Below are 17,655 nucleotides of genomic sequence, written 5' to 3'. Positions count from 1 at the left end.
TTATTACTACTTAAGCGGAATGATTGCAGGAGACGTTTATGCATGATACACTGTGAGGAACATTGGATACATTTACACGGGACTCTTCAATTGGTGAAGAGTACTTTTTTTTGAATAAAACGGTTTGCTCATCAAAAGCGGATAACTGTCCGTTGAACAAGCCGCTCGGCAAAGACCGGGCTTTCCTTTTCAACCATAACCTCTATCATAGAGAATGCAAAATATCGGAAACGTTCCCTTTAATGGCTCGAATTTGCCGCGCCTTCATTTGCAAATGTAACCAATTGTCAAATGAGAAAACAAAGGAGATTGAGAATTTTGACTAATTTTTCAGAATTAAACATCAGTGAATCGACACAACGTGCTCTAAGCAAAATGGGGTTCGAAGAAGCAACACCAATCCAAGAAGGTACTGTCCGTTTTGGTATGGAAGGTCTTGACGTTATCGGTCAGGCACAAACAGGTACGGGGAAAACAGCGGCATTCGGTATTCCAATCATTGAGAAAATCGACACAAGAAACCCAGCGGTACAAGCACTTGTAATCGCACCAACACGCGAGTTGGCTATTCAGGTTTCTGAAGAAATCTACAAAATTGGTGCTGACAAACGCGCACGCATCCTTTCTGTTTACGGTGGACAAGAAATTGGTCGTCAAATCCGCGCTCTACGCAACAATCCACAAATCATCGTTGGAACGCCAGGGCGTATCCTCGACCATATTAAACGTAAAACATTGAAGTTGGATGGCGTACAAACGTTAGTACTTGACGAAGCAGATGAAATGTTGAACATGGGCTTCATCGAAGACATCAACACAATTCTTGCAAGTGTACCAGCTGAGCGCCAAACATTGCTATTCTCGGCTACAATGCCTGGACCAATCCGTAAAATTGCGGAAACGTTCATGAAAAACCCGGAAATCGTTAAAATCAAGTCAAAAGAAATGACTGTTGAAAACATCGAGCAGTTCTTCGTGAAATCACAAGAGCGCGAGAAGTTCGATATCCTTTCACGCCTATTAAACGTTCACCAGCCAGAGCTTGCAATTGTCTTTGGTCGTACGAAACGTCGTGTGGATGAGCTTTCACACGCACTAAGCATCCGTGGTTATATCGCGGAAGGTATTCACGGTGACTTGACGCAAGCGAAGCGTATGTCAGTTCTTCGTCAGTTTAAAGAAGGTAAAGTTGATATTCTAGTTGCGACTGACGTTGCAGCACGTGGACTTGATATTTCAGGTGTTACACATGTATACAACTTCGATATCCCACAAGATCCTGAAAGCTATGTTCACCGTATAGGTCGTACAGGTCGCGCAGGGAAAAGTGGAGTGGCGATTACGTTTGTTACACCACGTGAAATGGGTTACCTACGTATCGTTGAAGAAACAACTAAAAAGCGCATGACGCCTTTAACGCCGCCATCTTCTGACGAAGCACTTGTAGGTCAACAACGTGTTGCGGTTGAGCAATTAGCGGAAATCGTTGAGAAAAACGAATTGAGCGACTATACACATCTTGCTTCTGAATTGCTTGCTAAATTCGATGCGAATGACATTGTTGCAGCTGCGATTCGTTCATTGACACGCGAGCCGAATGATACACCTGTATCGATTTCGGAAGAGCGTCCATTACCAGCACGTGGAGGTTCACGCAGCAGCGGTGGTTATAAAGGCAATCGTAGCGGTGGACGTTCATCAGGTAACGGCGGTGGTCGCGGTTACGGTAGCGGAGCATCTCGTCGTAGTAGCGGTGGAAGTCGTGACGGAGCAAGAAGAGATAGCGGTGGCGGTCGTTCACGTAGCACGAAAACAGAACGTTAATCATCACTCTATTAATTACGCCTCGGCGTAATTGTGTCCAGATTTTTTTGAGCGAGCTCGAAAATTCCTCTGAAAATCTGTGACATCCGCCGGAGGCTTTATCTTTTTTCACTGGGAGTTTGTACACCTATTGAACAGGAAATAAAACCGCAAACACTCGCAACCTAAAGAGGTGGCAAGTGTTTGTTGAATAAAGATAAACAAGTCGGGAGGCGTGCAAACGCCCCCGGCTTTTTTTCGATTAATTAAAAGTGAAACATTTCTTCTTGTGAATCGTATAGAATAAGAAGGAAGGGGTGGGTATATGAGAACGCAACCAGTCAATCGGATATCAGAAAAAGGATTGAGAGTTTGGAGATTATACGGCATGATGCAAACGGCTATTCTATTAGTCATTGCCATAGGTGCCGGTGTCTTGGTTTATCTATTTGATGGTCCATGGTGGATTTACGTAATTGCAACTGTGGCCGTACTATTATTTGCTTATTTATTTGTTTATTTATTCCCTAAAGTGAGATGGGTGCGATGGCGCTATGAGGTGCGTGAATCGGAAATCGAATTACAGCATGGCCTTTTTATTGTGAAGCGTACATTGATTCCGATGGTACGGGTGCAACATGTGGATACTGCGCAGGGACCGATTCTTCGGAAATATAATTTAGCTGAAATCACCATTTCAACTGCAGCGACCAACCATACCATTCCTGCATTAATAACGGAAGAGGCGGATGATTTGCGTGGAAGAATTTCAGTGCTCGCAAGGGTGGCGGTAGACGATGTCTAATAATCGCTATAAATTACACTGGATTACGGCCGTCATCGAAGTGCTGAAGACGTTGAAGGAAATGATTATCCCTCTTGTTGTTCTAGTTTTTGCTAACGGATTAAAAGATTTAGGAACGGGGAAATGGTACATAGACTATGCTTCGTTTATCATTTTTGGAATCCTTATCGTTACGTTTTTCATTACAGGAGTAATAAAATGGAAACGATTTGAATATTGGTTCGAGGAAGATGAACTTCGAATTGAGTATGGCTTGTTTGTTAAGAAAAAGCGCTATATTCCATTTGATCGGATTCAAAGTCTGGATTATACGGAAGGGATTTTGCATCGACCGCTGAAGCTTGTCAAAGTGAAGGTGGAGACAGCGGGCAGTTCTTCAGCCAAAAAGTCAGAAGCGGAACTAACTGCCATTACTAAAGACGCTGCCAAAAGAATTGAAATGGAAATTGCGGAAGCAAAAAATAGAAGGAAGGCTATTCCTGTCGAACAAAGTGAACTGGTGGAGGAGCTTCGTATAGAGGAATCTGTACAAGTGAAGTCTATTTTCGCATTGTCGGCAAAGGATCTTTTTATTCTAGCGACGACCTCTGGTGGCATTGGTGTCATTCTTTCTGGTGCAGCGATTTTTTTATCGCAGTTTTCCGAGATGATTCCATTTGAATGGATGTATGAAGAAGTTTCAGGCTTTATCAAATACGGTCTTGTGATTGTAGCGATTGTTGTGTTTTTGGGATTTGTTGTGGTATGGGGATTATCTGTCGCAATGACCTTCTTGTCGTATTATGGTTTTTCCGTGGCGCTTGAAGGGCAGGATATTGTCATTGCGCGTGGATTACTAGAAAAGAAACGGATGACGGTGCCGTTGAATCGAGTTCAAAGTGTGCGTATCGTCGAAAATCCGGTTAGACAGCTGTTCGGCTATGCGGCAGTTGTCATCGATAGTGCTGGCGGTGGTGGGGCAGAAGGTGCGAAAATCAACCTATTCCCACTTGTGAAGAAAGCAGCTATTAATGGCTCATTACAAGAAATATTTCCAGAGCTAGTTCTTGATGAACCGAATAATAAGTTGCCGGTTCGTGGGAAACGCTTTTACTATCGCATCGATTTCTTGTGGATGGCTCCTACAGTCGGCGCTTTAATCTACTTTTTCTTCCCATATGGATTGCTATCCTTATTCATCATCCCTGTTATTATCCTCTTTGGACTGTGGCAGCATCGATCGGCAGCTTACAAAATTGCTGGCAACCAGCTGACCGTGCGTTTCAGAGGATTTAGCTTACAGACTACATTTTTGATGAAGAAGAGAATCCAATCAATGGAAATGAAACAAAATTACTTTCACAAGCGTAAACATGTTGCCACTTTAGCTACGAGCATTAAATCAGGAATGGGAAGCTTCCGTGCGCAAGTATTTCATATGGAGGAATCGGAAGCGGAAAGGATTCTTTCTTGGTATGAGAAAAGTATAAACAAAAAAGAACAGCAGGAATAGTTCCCGCTGTTCTTTATCTTTTTTTCCAACTAATAATACGCTTGGGGTGAAAATAGCTAAGTCCAATCAAAAATCCGACGATGAGCCCAGCGATATGAGCGGTTACGTTAATATTTGACTGGAGGAATGTCATGATGACGCCAATAGCGATAATTGGCACAATGATTTGTCTTAGTTGTGGCAGAATATGCTTGGTGTAATAGACAAGTGCTCCAAATGCTCCAAAGATCCCGAAAATGGCTCCGCTAGCCCCGACACTTGCATAGTCAAGTGGTTGTAGGAAATATGTTGCGATGTTGCCAAAAACACCAGCAAGCAAGTAAATAGTTAGGAAGCGCGCTTTGCCGGCTATTTTTTCAAGCTCTGGTCCAAAAACAAACAGGGAAAACATATTGAATAGTAAATGTGAAAATCCTGCATGTAGGAACATGGGTGTAAATAAGCGCCACCATTCCCCTTCAGCGATTAAAAAGTTGATGCCCATGCCACCAAAATAGATGTGGTCCCCTAAACCTGGGATGTATCCCAGTAAAGCGATGATAATATTCAAAGCAAGTAAAACTGTTACAACGGGGTACAGGCGAATATATTGCGAAAAGTTCTCTGTACGACTAAACATTTTTTCACCTCAATCTATAACCCATTATACAGTTTTAATTTGAATCAGCCAAAGTTCTTGCTGATTCAAATTATTATAGTTTGGCCTCCGACGTACAGGGTCTACTAGTGCCGACGTAGCCACAGGACGTGGTGCCTTTAGTCGGCCGGCGGATGTCACACATTTTAAGAGGTGTTAATGAAGGCAGTATAAGTTCGCGGCGTCGGAAAGTGCCTTAATTTACGCAAAATACGCCAAGGCGTAATTTATTAATAAATTTGGAAAGAAGGAATCATATTGATAGCAGGAATCGGACTGGATATCGTCGAATTGAACCGTATTGCCAAATTGGATGCTAGATCCCCAAAGTTTCGTTCACGTATTTTAACTTTGGAAGAACTAAAGATTTATGAAGGGCTTACCAATCATCGAAGAATCGAATTCTTGGCAGGTCGTTTTGCTGGGAAGGAGGCCTATGCCAAAGCGAATGGCACTGGCATTGGAGCTGCTTGTAACTTCACGGATATTGCCATTTTACCAGAACCGAGTGGCAAGCCGGTCCTTTATTTCAAAGAAAATAAGGTCTCTGGATTTATTTCTATTACACATACAAAAACTATGGCAGCGGCACAAGTAATCTTGCTCGCATAAATGTCTATCCACTCTCATAAGATGACCTACCCGATTGAAATGAGAAAGGATGAACTGTATGCGTAGCCGGATAGTTGCTCTATTGTTAGTTGTAGTTATGGTACTCCTCGCAGCGTGTGGAACACCATCAAAAGAGGATGTTGCGAAGAAGCTTAGTGACAAGTGGAATGACACGAAAGGTTATGAAGTAAAAGCGACAATGGAAATCAAGACAGGGGCAGAACCGCGTATATATGATGTTGTTGTTTGGTATACCAAGCCTGCTTTCTATCGTGTCAACGTAAGCCAAGCAGGTAGTGAGGATTCACAGATGATTGTCCGTAATGAAGAAGGTGTATTTGTCGTGACACCATCACTTGGTAAGACGTATAAGTTCCAAAGTGATTGGCCAGCACAAAACAGTCAGGCATATTTGATTGGCGCATTGTCTGAAGATATTAAAGCAGATAAAAATGCGACTATGACGGAAAAAGATAAAGCGTATATCTTTGAAACGGCAACACGAAATAACCATAAGAAAGTTTTGCCTACCCAACAAATCCATGTAGACAAAAAGACTATGCTACCTACACATGTGTCCATTATGGATGAAAATAAAGAAGAAAAAATCCGCATTACCTTCGGACAAATCACACTTGGCAAGGAGCGTAAGGCTTCAGACTATGATGTGGCAAAAGACGGTGTGGATACGGGTAAAGAACAAGCTCCAACAGATGTTAAGAAAACTGGACTCCAAACGTACTATCCATCCGTCGAGTGGGAAGGTGTCACAATGGATGAGGAACAGATGGAAACAGAGAATGGCACAAGAACCTTCATGACGTTTAGTGGAAGTAAGGAATTTAGCATTGTTCAGGAACCAGCCGCGGTAGCTGACAGTAAAATAGCGGTATCCATTGAAGGTGACCCGGTTGACCTTGGATTTACGGTTGCAGCTGTGACAGAAAACTCCATTCGTTGGGAAAGTGCAGGCATCTCGTTCTTCATCGCATCTGAAACGTTGACAACGGATGAAATGATTGAAGTAGCTGTATCGATGCAAGCAGAGGGCATGAAATAAAATAACTTTTAGCCATAATTGATTGACGAAGAAAGGGTAAGGGATTGATAATAGAGAACAACACAAAATAACAGAGGAGGCATCATGAGAAACTCTATTCATTATCGTCCAACACGAGTGACTATAAATCTGGATGCCATCAAGGCTAATATCCGGAATTTTACACAACATATAGGGAGTTCAACTGAGATTATTGCGGTTGTCAAAGCGAATGGCTACGGACATGGGGATGTGGAAGTAGCCATTGCCGCTTTTGAAGCCGGTGCGAAAATGGTTTCAGTTGCAACACCAGATGAAGCGGTGCGGCTTCGTATGGCAGGTATAGGCGGGGACATCCTTGTCATGGGGGCGGCGCCAATTGTTTTTGCTAAAAAAGCAGCTGAACTAGGAATTATCATTACCGTTTCGACTGCAGAGTGGTTGCAGACTGCAGTGAATGATTCAGGGGGATTTGTAAAACCGTTAAAAATCCATGTAAAAATAGATAGTGGTATGGGTAGAATTGGGTTACGGGATGCAGCATCTCTTGAGTCTATTGTATCGATTGTTGAGCGCTTTGATGATGTGCAACTAGATGGTATCTTTACGCATTTCGCATGTGCGGATGAGGGGAATCACAAAAAGACGGAAGAACAATTTGCAATGTTTATGGATCTGGTGCAGACATTGCCAGAAAAACCGCGGCTTGTACATGCGTCGAACAGTGCGGCAGCCCTTCTTAATACCGACTACGGGCTTGATGCAGTTCGTTTTGGAATAAGCCTCTATGGGGTTGCGCCTTCCGATTATGTAGCGGGGAAATTACCGTTTCAGCTTGAAAGGTCCTTACAAATTGAGAGTGAACTTGTGCATGTTAAGTTACTCGAGGCAGGCAGCCCGATTAGTTACGGTGGCACTTATGAAACAGTGGAAGATGAGTGGATTGGAACGATTCCAATTGGTTACGCAGATGGTTTGCGTCGTGGCTTGCGTGGACAGGAAGTGCTTGTTGGAGGAGAACGAGCGCCCATCGTAGGTACGATTTGCATGGATCAATGTATGGTGAAGCTCCCGTACAAAATGCCGATTGGTGAAAAGGTTATGCTAATAGGTTGCCAAGGGAAAGAAGAAGTGACGATGGAAGAGTGGGCGGAACGGCTCGGCACGATTCCGTACGAAATAGCCGTTTCCATTGCGGAACGGGTACCGAGAATATATATAGGGAAAGATGGACAGTCTACCTAATATCCGTACTTTCGACAAAAAACCGAGTAGTGTTGCAGAATCCTGTCAATAAACTTCCTTCTATGTCTTCTCATTGTCGTCATTCAATGGTAAGATGGACTAGTATTGAAATGAGGGAACGGCTTTGTCGGAGGTGCTGACGTTGCGTGCAAATAAAAACATGAAAGAAATCATTGTTAAGATTCCAAAACGGATGCTGAGTGAAAATGAACATACGGTCGTTCATCATGAGCCAGGGCGTGAAGATTTCGTTTATATTTCGACAAAGCGGTATGTAACCGACTATGAATCGGATACGATTAGAGAAGAAATGATGAAGGGCTACGTCGAAATGTCGCAAATCAACCTTAAAATTGCCACAGAATGCTTGCATGTGGAATTTGAAGCCCAGCATACGGTGGAACGTCTCGTAAGCGGAGGATGAAAAGTTGGCAATAAAACGTGGAGACGTCTTTTTTGCAGATCTGTCGCCTGTTGTTGGTTCTGAGCAGGGAGGCACGAGACCGGTTCTTGTTATTCAAAATGACATCGGCAATCGGTTTAGCCCGACAGTAATTATTGCGGCAATCACCGCACAAATACAAAAAGCAAAATTGCCTACACATGTTGAAATTGATGCGGCGCGTTATGGATTCGAGCGGGATTCGGTTATTCTGCTCGAGCAAGTCCGCACAATCGACAAGTCGAGGCTTACAGATAAGATTACACAACTAGACGAATTTTTGATGGAACAGGTCGATGAAGCACTCGAAGTGAGTTTTGGCCTCGTCAAATTCTGAGCATACATATAAGAGAAACACCACAGGATACATGTCTGTGGTGTTTTTTCGATTTTCGGTATTTTGCTGTCGAACTATTTATAATTATAAGTTAAAAAGGGGTGTGCTACATCTCTTTTTTCGTTACAATGTAGATACGGTATTTTTTTACTCGATTCAGTAGAAGTTTAACACCTGCTGAATTTAAGTTAGCCACCGGTGAATGTCACAAATTTTGAATTGCGCCGAGGTGTAATGGATCTTACAAGGGGGCTTATCGAGACTATTATGAATAAGCAAATGGTGGAGAGTATCAATCGATATATGGATGAGATTATTAAACGTTGGCAAGCGAATATGAAAGAAGAACAAGACGAACATTTCTTTCATTCTATGCCCATTCAGCTGATTGAAAAAACAAGCAAAGAATTTGTAGAGCTTATGACGTCGAATATCACAGAAGATAATTGTGTCGACACGGAAAAGTTGAATGATTTCACTGAAAAAGTAGTTCGCTTTGGGTGGTCTATTAAGTATGTGAACAAGGCGATTGATAATTTTTCGCGCATTGTCTTTGAGTTATTGGAAGAAAGGGAGGTTATTCGGGAGGGGAATATACGACCTTTTTTAACAAGTTTCATGAATTGGATGACACCGCTCCGTGAAAGTATTATTCAAGCTTATTCTATGGAATGGGAACGAACAGTCAGTTTGCAGAGAATTGCATTACAAGAACTATCTGCATCACTGATCCCGGTCTTTGATAAGATTTCAGTCATGCCGCTGGTCGGAACGATTGATACGGAACGTGCTAAATTGATTATGGAGAATTTATTAGAGGGAGTAGTGGAGCAACGAGCTGAAGTTGTCCTTCTTGATATTACTGGTGTGCCAGTCGTCGATACTATGGTTGCCCAACATATTATCCAAGCGGCGGATGCGGTACGGCTAGTCGGGGCAAAATGTATGCTTGTTGGCATACGACCGGAAATCGCACAAACCATCGTTACATTAGGTATTAATCTGAATGATTTTACAACGACAAGTACGTTGCGGCGTGGGGTGCAGGAGGCCTTGAGACTAACGAACCGTAAAATGGTGGAGGTTGATAAATGATGCATATGCGAATCCCGATCTTAAAGCTAAAAGATACGTTAATTGTTTCTATTCAATGGGAGCTAGACGATCAGACTGCGATTCGGTTCCAAGAGGATTTATTGGAGAAAATGCATGAAACGACTGCAAGAGGTGTTGTCATTGACTTGACACCAATTGATTTTATAGATTCTTTTATCGCTAAAGTATTGGGAGATGTAATTAGCATGTCAAAATTGATGGGGGCGAAAGTTGTCATTACAGGAATTCAGCCAGCGGTTGCCATCACGCTTATTGAGCTTGGAATCCGTCTGGAGGATGTATTGACTGCGCTTGATCTTGAAAATGGGTTTGAAAAGCTTCATCAAGAATTGGGGGTCTGATCATGGATGACCGGTCTTCTGTAGAAATATATACGGAGTGGGATATTGTTGCTGCCCGACAGCTTGGCCGGAATGAAGCGAAGAAATCTGGCTTTGGGACGGTCGATCAGGCGCGGATTACAACGGCTATTAGCGAATTAGCTCGTAATATCTATTTATATGCTGGAAGAGGTAGAATTGAAATCGAAAGTCTGTCTGTGAATGGCTTAGCTGGCATCACAATTATCGCTTCTGACGAAGGTCCTGGTATTCTGGATGTTCGTAAAGTGATGGAGGATGGCTATTCAACATCTGGAGGGCTTGGGGCAGGGATGCCTGGCGTGAAGAGACTTATGGATGAATTCAAATTGGAGACAGAACCCGGGGTGGGGACAATAATCACTGCGACGAAGTGGCTTCGATGAGGGGATGATGATAGATGCCTCAGGACGTTGTGGCACAGTATAAAAAAATACTGGAGCAATATACCGATAGACCGAATGAAGAAGCACTTTATTTGGGTCAGCAATTCAGCAGGCGATTTATTGAACAAGAGATTTCACCAGAAGAAGTTATTAGTATTCATAAAATTGCTTTTATTGAAGCCTTTCCGGATATTCCAGATGAGTTGGTGAATTCGTTTGACTTTCTTATCGAAATGATGATTCACTATGGGCTTGCTCTCAGGGAGCATCAGAGTTTAATCCGGAGGCAGGAAGCCATTCAGATGGAAATTAATGTAGCGGTCAAAGTGCAAGACACGTTATTGAAAACGAAAGTACCGGATGTAAAGGAACTTGATATTGGGTTTATAACAGAGCCGGCAAAAAAAATGAACGGAGACTATATTTATTTTCTGCATGATAATTGTTACGAAACGAGTGTAGCGATCGCTGATGTAATGGGGAAGGGAATTCCAGCGGCACTTTGCATGACAATGATTAAGTTTGGAATGGATAGTTTGCGTAATGAAAATACCAGCCCAAAGAATGTACTAGATATTGTGAATCGAATTGTGGAAAAGAGTGTAGATAATTCGATGTTCATTTCGATGTTTTTTGGCAAATATGATGCGAGAGATTCTAGTTTTTGTTACGGTTCCGCTGGACATGAGCCTGCCCTCATGTATAAGGCCTCGACGGGGCAATTTACAGAACTAGGTGCCAAGGGGCTTCTTCTTGGGATTAATGCGGAAGTTGCTTATGAAGAGAAATCGGTTGTGCTCGAAGAGGGTGACCTTATCGTGATGATGACAGATGGCGTAACAGAAGTCCGAACGGATGCTGGGTTTATAGATAGTCAAGTGATTAAGTCGATTTTGGTAGAAGAGAAAGATAAATCGGCTCAAGTGATTGCGGACACGATATATAACAAGGTTGCTGGGCTACAAGACTTTCGTCTTCGGGATGACTTTACAATTGTGATTTTTAAAAAATTTAATAAATTAGTTTGAAGTTACAAAAATCAGGGTATATCAAGCTAATGTGTACTTTTTTAAAATAGAACAAACTCGGGGTGAGAATATGGATTTACAAGTGGAATTATTAGAAGTAAATAGTGTTCAACGTTTTAAAATCGTTGGAGAAATCGATGCATTTACAGCTCCTAAGTTACGTGAATGCCTTGCTCCCGCAGAAAAAGCAACAGAAATGCAAGCGGAACTGGATCTATCAGAAGTGGAGTACGTGGATAGTACAGGCCTTGGCGTTTTTGTAGGATTTTATAAGGCTGTGAAAGCCAATGGAGGACATGTCAAGATTACAGGTGTGAGCCCACGTCTCAAAAGATTATTTGAAATTACAGGTTTAAGTGAAGTTATGGATGTAGCAATGAAGGAGAGTGGGGACGAAGATGCAGGCGTATGACTATATCGAAATCAGGGTTCCCGCAAAAGCACAGTATGTTGGAGTCGCCCGTCTTACGATTTCGGGACTCGCAAGCCGTTTGGGTTTTACGTATGATGAAATTGAAGATTTAAAGATTGCCTCAAGTGAAGCGATTACAAATGCCGTTCAACATGCTTATAAGGACGATGAGGAAGGCGAAGTTGTTGTTGGCTGTGCTCTTTTTAAAGATCGATTGGAAATCATGGTAGCAGATCATGGGAAAAGTTTTAATTTTGAAGAGACAAAGAAGTCTTTAGGACCCTATAACGAAGAGGAGGAAGTTCAATTTCTTCGGGAGGGTGGTCTTGGCCTCTATTTGATGGAAACACTTATGGATGATGTAAAAGTCCATCATAAGGAGGGCGTGACGGTCTTTATGACCAAATATCTCGGCGGAGAGCGGGGGGATGATAATGTCGAAAGAACAGTCTCCTCATGAATCAGGAACGAAAGAACAAGTTCTAGTATGGATTAAACAATTTCAAGAAACCGAAGATCAAGAAGCGCAGACGAACCTAGTTTTGCACTATGAGCGTCTCGTACAATCCATCGCGCGAAAATACTCCAGCGGAAAGCCTTATCATGAGGATATTGCCCAAGTAGGAATGCTTGGTCTTCTTGGGGCGATTCGACGCTATAATCCGGAATACGGTAGAAGCTTTGAAGCATTTGCGGTGCCGACGATCATCGGTGAAATCAAGCGCTTTCTTCGTGATAAAACATGGGCAGTTCATGTTCCGAGGCGGATAAAAGAACTTGGGCCAAGAATTAAAACAGCTGTTGAAATATTGACAATTGAATTGCAGCGCTCTCCGCTAGTTTGTGAAATTGCGGAATACTTGGATGCAGAAGAAGAGCTTGTCCTTGAAGCGATGGAGATGGGAAGAAGCTATCAAGCACTGTCCATGGATCGTAGCCTAGAGACAGATTCTGATGGAGCGATGGTAACGTTGTTCGACATCATCGGTGAAACAGACACAGGTTTTGAGAAGATAGATCAACGCATGCTGGTTGCGAATGCGCTTAATGTACTGTCGGAACGTGAAAAACAGATTATCCAGTTTACATATATCGAGCAGTTAAGCCAAAAAGAAGCGGGAGAAAGACTTGGTATATCTCAAATGCATGTCTCACGATTGCAACGAAAAGCAATTAAGAAGTTACAGGAAGTCATTTTGGCGGCTGGCGGTGTATCCTAGTGGAATCTATATTAACTGAACATATTGAGGCTTACGTCTATCAAGTGGCGAAGCGCGGAAATCGGGAATCTGGCGATGCTTACTTCATTCACACTGAGGAGGATTATTTCATCTGCGCAATTGCGGACGGTTTGGGGAGTGGGCCGATTGCTCGTCAATCAGCGCAAATCATTCCGAATGTGTTAAACGAACATCATCACGAATCAGTCGATGAATTGTTGAGTCGTTGTAATGAGTATATGGTGCAAAAGCGTGGAGCCGCTGTAGCTATTGTAAAAGTGGATTATAAGCAGAAGACAATTCAACATAGCGGCGTTGGTAATGTTCGATTGTATATCCTACGGGATCGGACGAAGATGATTTACCCTTTGCCCGTAATGGGTTATCTATCTGGCAGACCTCAAAAATTAAAGATGCAGCAATATGACTACCAAGAGGGAGATTTATTTTTCCTTCATTCTGACGGGGTCGCATTAAAAAGTCCGAAGGCTTCTTTAAAAGAAAGCTCAGGACCTTATGAATTATATCGAAACGTATTGCAATCCATTGACAGCGGCGATGACGCGACATTTATAGTAGGAAGCCTACTTCTTTGAATGGGGAGTAGGCTTTTTATCTGAATTCAGCAGAAAGCCCCTGCTGAATTCAGATAAAAGCCTCCGGCGGATGTCACGGATTTTTAAGGGGAGCTAAGAGGGCAACCTAAGTTCGCCGCGTCCTGCGGCATCAAGGAAGGATGCAGTTCCATCCTTCCTTGTAGGCATCGCGCTCGAAAAAAATCCGGACACAATTACGCTGAGGCGTAATTGATGGTAAAATCAAGGAGTGAAGAAAGGGTGGTTTTATTGATAGGACATATTATCGAAGCGACTGCTGACAAAGCAGCTGTTAGTATCCGGCAAACTGAGAAAGTAATTGCTTTACTAGACCAAGGAAATACGGTTCCGTTCATTGCTAGGTATCGAAAAGAGGAAACGGGTTCATTAGACGAAGTTCAGATAAAAGCGATTGAAGACGCCTATGCTTATGTAAAGGGACTCGAACAGCGGAAAGAAGAAGTGATTCGGCTGATTGATGAACAAGGCAAACTCGATGACGATTTAAGAAAATCGATTGAAAGTGCTACTGTTCTACAACGTATTGAAGATTTGTATAGGCCATTCAAACAAAAAAGACGAACGCGTGCCATGATTGCGATTGAAAGTGGCCTTGAACCGCTTGCAAATCAGTTGTTGGAATTCTCGACCGGTGCGCCTGAAGAAATGGCCATGCCTTACATTAATGAAGAAGTGGATGTGAATACGGTTGAAGAGGCACTCGCGGGTGCGCGTGATATTGTCGCTGAACGATTTGCAGATGATGCTGCAATTCGAGAGAATATCCGGAAATTGACATGGGCTAATGGTTTGATTGTGTCCTCGGTACGAAAAGATGCGGAAGACGAGCGCAATGTATTTGGTAATTATTATGAATACGAAGAGCCACTCAAAAAAATTGTTCCGCACCGCGTACTTGCTTTGAACCGTGGTGAAAAGGAAGGAGTGTTGCGAGTTGGTATATCCTTCCCAACGGTACAAATTATTGGAGGGTTGGAACGTGAATTGATTCGTAAAGCGCATTTTCCGTCGGCTGTACAAGTAAAGGAAGCAATTGAAGATGCGTTCAAACGATTAATAGCTCCTTCTATCGAAAGGGAAATCAGGGCGGCGCTGACCGAAAAAGCGGAAGAACAAGCGATCCATGTGTTTTCGGAAAACTTAAAGAGTCTGCTCCTACAACCTCCTTTGAAGGGGAAAGTGGTATTAGGCGTTGACCCGGCTTTCCGTTCAGGCTGTAAGCTTGCTGTTGTAGATGAAACTGGAAAGTTGCTTGAAATATCTGTAGTGTATCCTCATCCGCCGAAACCAGAAAAGGAAAAGTCTAAGCGCATCATATTGGAACTGCTGAAAAAGTATCCGGTTTCCATCATTGCCATTGGTAATGGAACTGCTTCCCGTGAATCGGAACTATTCATTGTTGAATGTATTAAAGAAGCAGCAGAGGGAGTTTCTTATGTGATTGTTAATGAAGCGGGCGCGAGTGTGTATTCCGCATCGGCCAAGGCGCGAGAAGAGTTCCCTGATTTGCAGGTTGAGCAACGAAGTGCGGTGTCAATCGCTCGGCGTTTACAAGACCCATTGTCTGAACTAGTGAAAATCGATCCGGGTTCTGTTGGCGTTGGGCAATATCAGCACGATGTTGCCAAGAAACGTTTATCGGAATCATTGACGTTTGTTGTTGAAACGGCCGTGAATAGGGTAGGGGTAGATGTTAATACAGCTTCTTCTTCATTACTCCAGTACGTTGCAGGATTATCGAAAGTTGTAGCAGAAAACATTGTGAAAATGCGTGAAGAGAATGGTTTGTTTACGAAGCGAAATCAATTGAAAAAAGTACCACGTCTTGGTGCGAAGACTTATGAGCAGGCAATCGGCTTCCTTCGAGTACCTGGTGCGGCAGATCCTTTTGATTCAACGGGAATTCACCCAGAAAGTTACGGATTGGCAGAGCAGATATTAGAAGAGGTTGGTTTAGGAAAGAAAGCACTCGGTCAGAAAGAGACGGCCGAAGCATTAGCTAATCTTGATATCCAAGCCTTAGCTGCGAAGTTAGGTGTCGGGGAAGTAACGCTGAAAGACATAATTGATACGCTCCAAAGGCCGAATCGAGATCCGCGCGATGATTTCCCGCAGCCTCTATTAAAAGCGGACGTACTTGATATGAAGGATCTGTATGCAGGACTTGAAATGCAAGGAACTGTTCGTAATGTGGTCGATTTCGGCGCGTTTATTGATATTGGTGTGAAGGAAGACGGTTTGGTTCATATTTCGAAATTGAAAAAAGGCTTTGTGAAGCACCCATTAGATGTTGTTTCGTCAGGTGATATTGTTACGGTATGGGTAGATGGTGTAGATAAAGCAAAAGGCAGAATTTCATTAACGATGCTACCGCCAGTAAAGAACTAACCTATGGAGAGGAGTTGGGGCAATGACGGATGAAGTGCTTCGAAAGCTGATTGAAGATATTTCACTCGACGTATTCGGAAAGCCATTCCTTCATATAGCTCGCTTTAATAGTAGGTTACGAACAACGGGTGGACGTTACATGCTGTCGGATCATTCAATTGAAATTAACCCGTTGGTATTCCAGAAGCATGGAACTGAAGAATTAGTGGGTGTCATCAAACATGAACTATGTCATTATCACCTTCATATAGAAGGAAAGGGTTATCGTCATCGTGATGTTGATTTTCAAGAGCTTCTAAAGCGTACGGCATCCCCAAGATTTTGCAAAGTGCTTTCTGACAAGAAACAGCAGTCATCGTTGTGGCATACGTATAAATGTATATCATGTAAGCTTGAATACAAGCGTAGAAGAAGGATGGATGTTCGAAAGTATAGATGCGGAAAATGCGCGGGAGCAATAACGAAGATGTAGTCTATGGAGTTAAAATGAAAAAAGTTAGGCCGCTTAAACCGCGGTCTGACTGCATTCTTAGTATTTTTTAAAATAAAATGATAAAAAGTGTTGACGGAATGAAATGAACTGTCTATAATAGAAAAAGTCGGTTAGGAAATATTGTTTCATCAACAAGATGAGTTGTTACCTACATACGATATATAAACTTATATGGCCCCTTGGTCAAGCGGTTAAGACACCGCCCTTTCACGGCGGTAACACGGGTTCGAATCCCGTAGGGGTCACCAATAAAACTTTTTCAACACGAAGTGTTGAAAAGAGTTAACCTTAAACTCAACACGAAGTGTTGACAACAGTTAGTCTTAAATTGATATGTAGCATCATCGATTAGCTGGATACAGTATCGGTGGGGTATAGCCAAGCGGTAAGGCAACGGACTTTGACTCCGTCATTCGTTGGTTCGAATCCAGCTACCCCAGTTTAACTACTTTCTATAACAATAGAGAGCCATTAGCTCAGTTGGTAGAGCATCTGACTTTTAATCAGAGGGTCGCAGGTTCGAATCCTGCATGGCTCACCATTTTCTTAAAAAAGATTGTTGACAAATTAAATATGTGATGTATAATATAACTTATCGCCGAATGTATGCGGTAGTGGCGGAATGGCAGACGCGCTAGGTTGAGGGCCTAGTGGGGGTTAACCCCGTGGAGGTTCAAGTCCTCTTTACCGCACCAAACCACTTTTTATTAACAGAGCGCTCGTAGCTCAATTGGATAGAGCACCTGACTACGGATCAGGAGGTTGTGGATTCGACTTCTGCCGGGCGCGCCATTAAAACTTTTTCAATACGGAGTGTTGAAAAGAGTTAACCTTAAGATTACCGAACGTAAATCGCGTTAAGGTGATTATCATATTTGCGGATGTAGTTTAGTGGTAAAACCTCAGCCTTCCAAGCTGATGATGAGGGTTCGATTCCCTTCATCCGCTCCATATTACCTGAATGAAAAGATTTAAAATAACTGTTGACTCTTGTGAGTTGAAATGTTATAGTTTAAAGTGTTGTGCTTCTGAGTAGAAAGTGAACAACGAAAAAGATATTGAAATTAGTTGTTGACATGTGAAGCGTAACTTGATATGATATAAAAGTTGCTTACGAAATAACAGCAACAAACAATATCAACATGAACCTTGAAAACTGAACAGCAAAACGTCAATGAAATATAGCGAGAGTGCTTAACGCATTCGAGCAAAACGTTTCTAAGT

General features: G+C 42.7%; 19 protein-coding genes and 6 tRNA genes. 24 read left to right on the top strand and 1 reads right to left on the bottom strand.

All coding sequences use genetic code 11. From position 1 onward, the window contains the following. Positions 1–318: 318 nt before the first annotated feature. From R2B72_RS17285 to R2B72_RS17275, 3 genes are all read left to right on the top strand, one after another. On the top strand, positions 319–1,824 hold the full coding sequence (locus R2B72_RS17285; protein WP_318618071.1) for a DEAD/DEAH box helicase: 1,506 nt from the start codon (positions 319–321) through the stop codon (positions 1,822–1,824). Positions 1,825–2,128: 304 nt separating this feature from the next. After that, complete coding sequence (locus R2B72_RS17280) at positions 2,129–2,608, top strand: PH domain-containing protein (protein ID WP_318618070.1); 480 nt, start codon at positions 2,129–2,131, stop codon at positions 2,606–2,608. Beyond that, positions 2,601–4,100, top strand: a complete 1,500-nt coding sequence (locus R2B72_RS17275; protein WP_318618068.1) for a PH domain-containing protein — start codon at positions 2,601–2,603, stop codon at positions 4,098–4,100. Before R2B72_RS17280 ends, R2B72_RS17275 begins: the two co-directional genes overlap by 8 nt. 13 nt (positions 4,101–4,113) lie before the next feature. On the opposite strand, the gene R2B72_RS17270 is transcribed toward R2B72_RS17275, so the two are convergent. Then, positions 4,114–4,719 (bottom strand): rhomboid family intramembrane serine protease, encoded by a 606-nt coding sequence (locus R2B72_RS17270; protein WP_318618066.1) that lies wholly within the window; start codon positions 4,717–4,719, stop codon positions 4,114–4,116. A 276-nt stretch (positions 4,720–4,995) separates the two neighbouring features. On the opposite strand from R2B72_RS17270, the gene acpS reads away from it, so the two are divergent. The 21 genes from acpS (at position 4,996) to R2B72_RS17165 (ending at position 17,382) form a co-directional block, all read left to right on the top strand. Continuing rightward, the gene (acpS, locus tag R2B72_RS17265; RefSeq protein WP_318618065.1) at positions 4,996–5,349 is read left to right on the top strand and encodes a holo-ACP synthase; all 354 of its coding nucleotides are present in this window, start codon (positions 4,996–4,998) and stop codon (positions 5,347–5,349) included. A gap of 58 nt (positions 5,350–5,407) precedes the next feature. Then, on the top strand, positions 5,408–6,409 hold the full coding sequence (locus R2B72_RS17260; protein ID WP_318618064.1) for an outer membrane lipoprotein carrier protein LolA: 1,002 nt from the start codon (positions 5,408–5,410) through the stop codon (positions 6,407–6,409). Positions 6,410–6,493: 84 nt separating this feature from the next. Further along, positions 6,494–7,633: an alanine racemase gene (gene alr / locus R2B72_RS17255; protein ID WP_318618063.1), complete on the top strand. Its 1,140-nt coding sequence runs from the start codon at positions 6,494–6,496 to the stop codon at positions 7,631–7,633. A gap of 133 nt (positions 7,634–7,766) precedes the next feature. Next, entirely contained in the window at positions 7,767–8,057 is a 291-nt protein-coding gene (locus R2B72_RS17250; RefSeq protein WP_318618094.1) for a transcriptional regulator, read from the top strand. A 4-nt stretch (positions 8,058–8,061) separates the two neighbouring features. Then, complete coding sequence (locus R2B72_RS17245) at positions 8,062–8,412, top strand: type II toxin-antitoxin system PemK/MazF family toxin (protein ID WP_318618062.1); 351 nt, start codon at positions 8,062–8,064, stop codon at positions 8,410–8,412. A gap of 267 nt (positions 8,413–8,679) precedes the next feature. After that, the gene (locus tag R2B72_RS17240; RefSeq protein WP_318618061.1) at positions 8,680–9,507 is read left to right on the top strand and encodes an STAS domain-containing protein; all 828 of its coding nucleotides are present in this window, start codon (positions 8,680–8,682) and stop codon (positions 9,505–9,507) included. Continuing rightward, entirely contained in the window at positions 9,507–9,869 is a 363-nt protein-coding gene (locus R2B72_RS17235) for an STAS domain-containing protein (protein WP_318618092.1), read from the top strand. Before R2B72_RS17240 ends, R2B72_RS17235 begins: the two co-directional genes overlap by 1 nt. A 2-nt stretch (positions 9,870–9,871) precedes the next feature. After that, a complete protein-coding gene (locus tag R2B72_RS17230) occupies positions 9,872–10,273 on the top strand; it encodes an anti-sigma regulatory factor (protein WP_318618060.1) in 402 nt (133 codons plus the stop codon). 14 nt (positions 10,274–10,287) lie between these two features. Beyond that, positions 10,288–11,301: a PP2C family protein-serine/threonine phosphatase gene (locus tag R2B72_RS17225; RefSeq protein WP_318618058.1), complete on the top strand. Its 1,014-nt coding sequence runs from the start codon at positions 10,288–10,290 to the stop codon at positions 11,299–11,301. 70 nt (positions 11,302–11,371) lie between these two features. After that, positions 11,372–11,713: an STAS domain-containing protein gene (locus R2B72_RS17220; protein ID WP_318618056.1), complete on the top strand. Its 342-nt coding sequence runs from the start codon at positions 11,372–11,374 to the stop codon at positions 11,711–11,713. Next, positions 11,700–12,173, top strand: a complete 474-nt coding sequence (rsbW, locus tag R2B72_RS17215) for an anti-sigma B factor RsbW (protein WP_318618055.1) — start codon at positions 11,700–11,702, stop codon at positions 12,171–12,173. Before R2B72_RS17220 ends, rsbW begins: the two co-directional genes overlap by 14 nt. Continuing rightward, the gene (gene sigB / locus R2B72_RS17210) at positions 12,148–12,933 is read left to right on the top strand and encodes an RNA polymerase sigma factor SigB (protein WP_318618054.1); all 786 of its coding nucleotides are present in this window, start codon (positions 12,148–12,150) and stop codon (positions 12,931–12,933) included. Before rsbW ends, sigB begins: the two co-directional genes overlap by 26 nt. Beyond that, complete coding sequence (locus R2B72_RS17205) at positions 12,933–13,529, top strand: PP2C family serine/threonine-protein phosphatase (RefSeq protein ID WP_318618053.1); 597 nt, start codon at positions 12,933–12,935, stop codon at positions 13,527–13,529. Before sigB ends, R2B72_RS17205 begins: the two co-directional genes overlap by 1 nt. Before the next feature lie 249 nt (positions 13,530–13,778). Continuing rightward, a complete protein-coding gene (locus R2B72_RS17200; protein ID WP_412177877.1) occupies positions 13,779–15,938 on the top strand; it encodes a Tex family protein in 2,160 nt (719 codons plus the stop codon). A gap of 22 nt (positions 15,939–15,960) precedes the next feature. Then, positions 15,961–16,410, top strand: coding sequence for a SprT family protein (locus R2B72_RS17195; protein ID WP_318618052.1), 450 nt, complete (start codon positions 15,961–15,963; stop codon positions 16,408–16,410). A gap of 194 nt (positions 16,411–16,604) precedes the next feature. Next, positions 16,605–16,679 (top strand) — tRNA-Glu (locus R2B72_RS17190). 120 nt (positions 16,680–16,799) lie between these two features. Further along, positions 16,800–16,871: transfer RNA gene (locus R2B72_RS17185), tRNA-Gln, on the top strand. Positions 16,872–16,896: 25 nt separating this feature from the next. After that, positions 16,897–16,972, top strand: a tRNA-Lys gene (locus R2B72_RS17180). Between the two features lie 67 nt (positions 16,973–17,039). Continuing rightward, a tRNA-Leu gene (locus R2B72_RS17175) sits at positions 17,040–17,126 on the top strand. A gap of 20 nt (positions 17,127–17,146) precedes the next feature. Then, a tRNA-Arg gene (locus tag R2B72_RS17170) sits at positions 17,147–17,223 on the top strand. Positions 17,224–17,308: 85 nt separating this feature from the next. Continuing rightward, positions 17,309–17,382 (top strand) — tRNA-Gly (locus tag R2B72_RS17165). Positions 17,383–17,655: the final 273 nt, after the last annotated feature.

Origin of the sequence: Sporosarcina sp. YIM B06819 (assembly GCF_033485175.1) — a bacterium.
Lineage (GTDB): Bacteria > Bacillota > Bacilli > Bacillales_A > Planococcaceae > Sporosarcina.
This window is presented reverse-complemented; position numbering and strand designations above follow the sequence as displayed.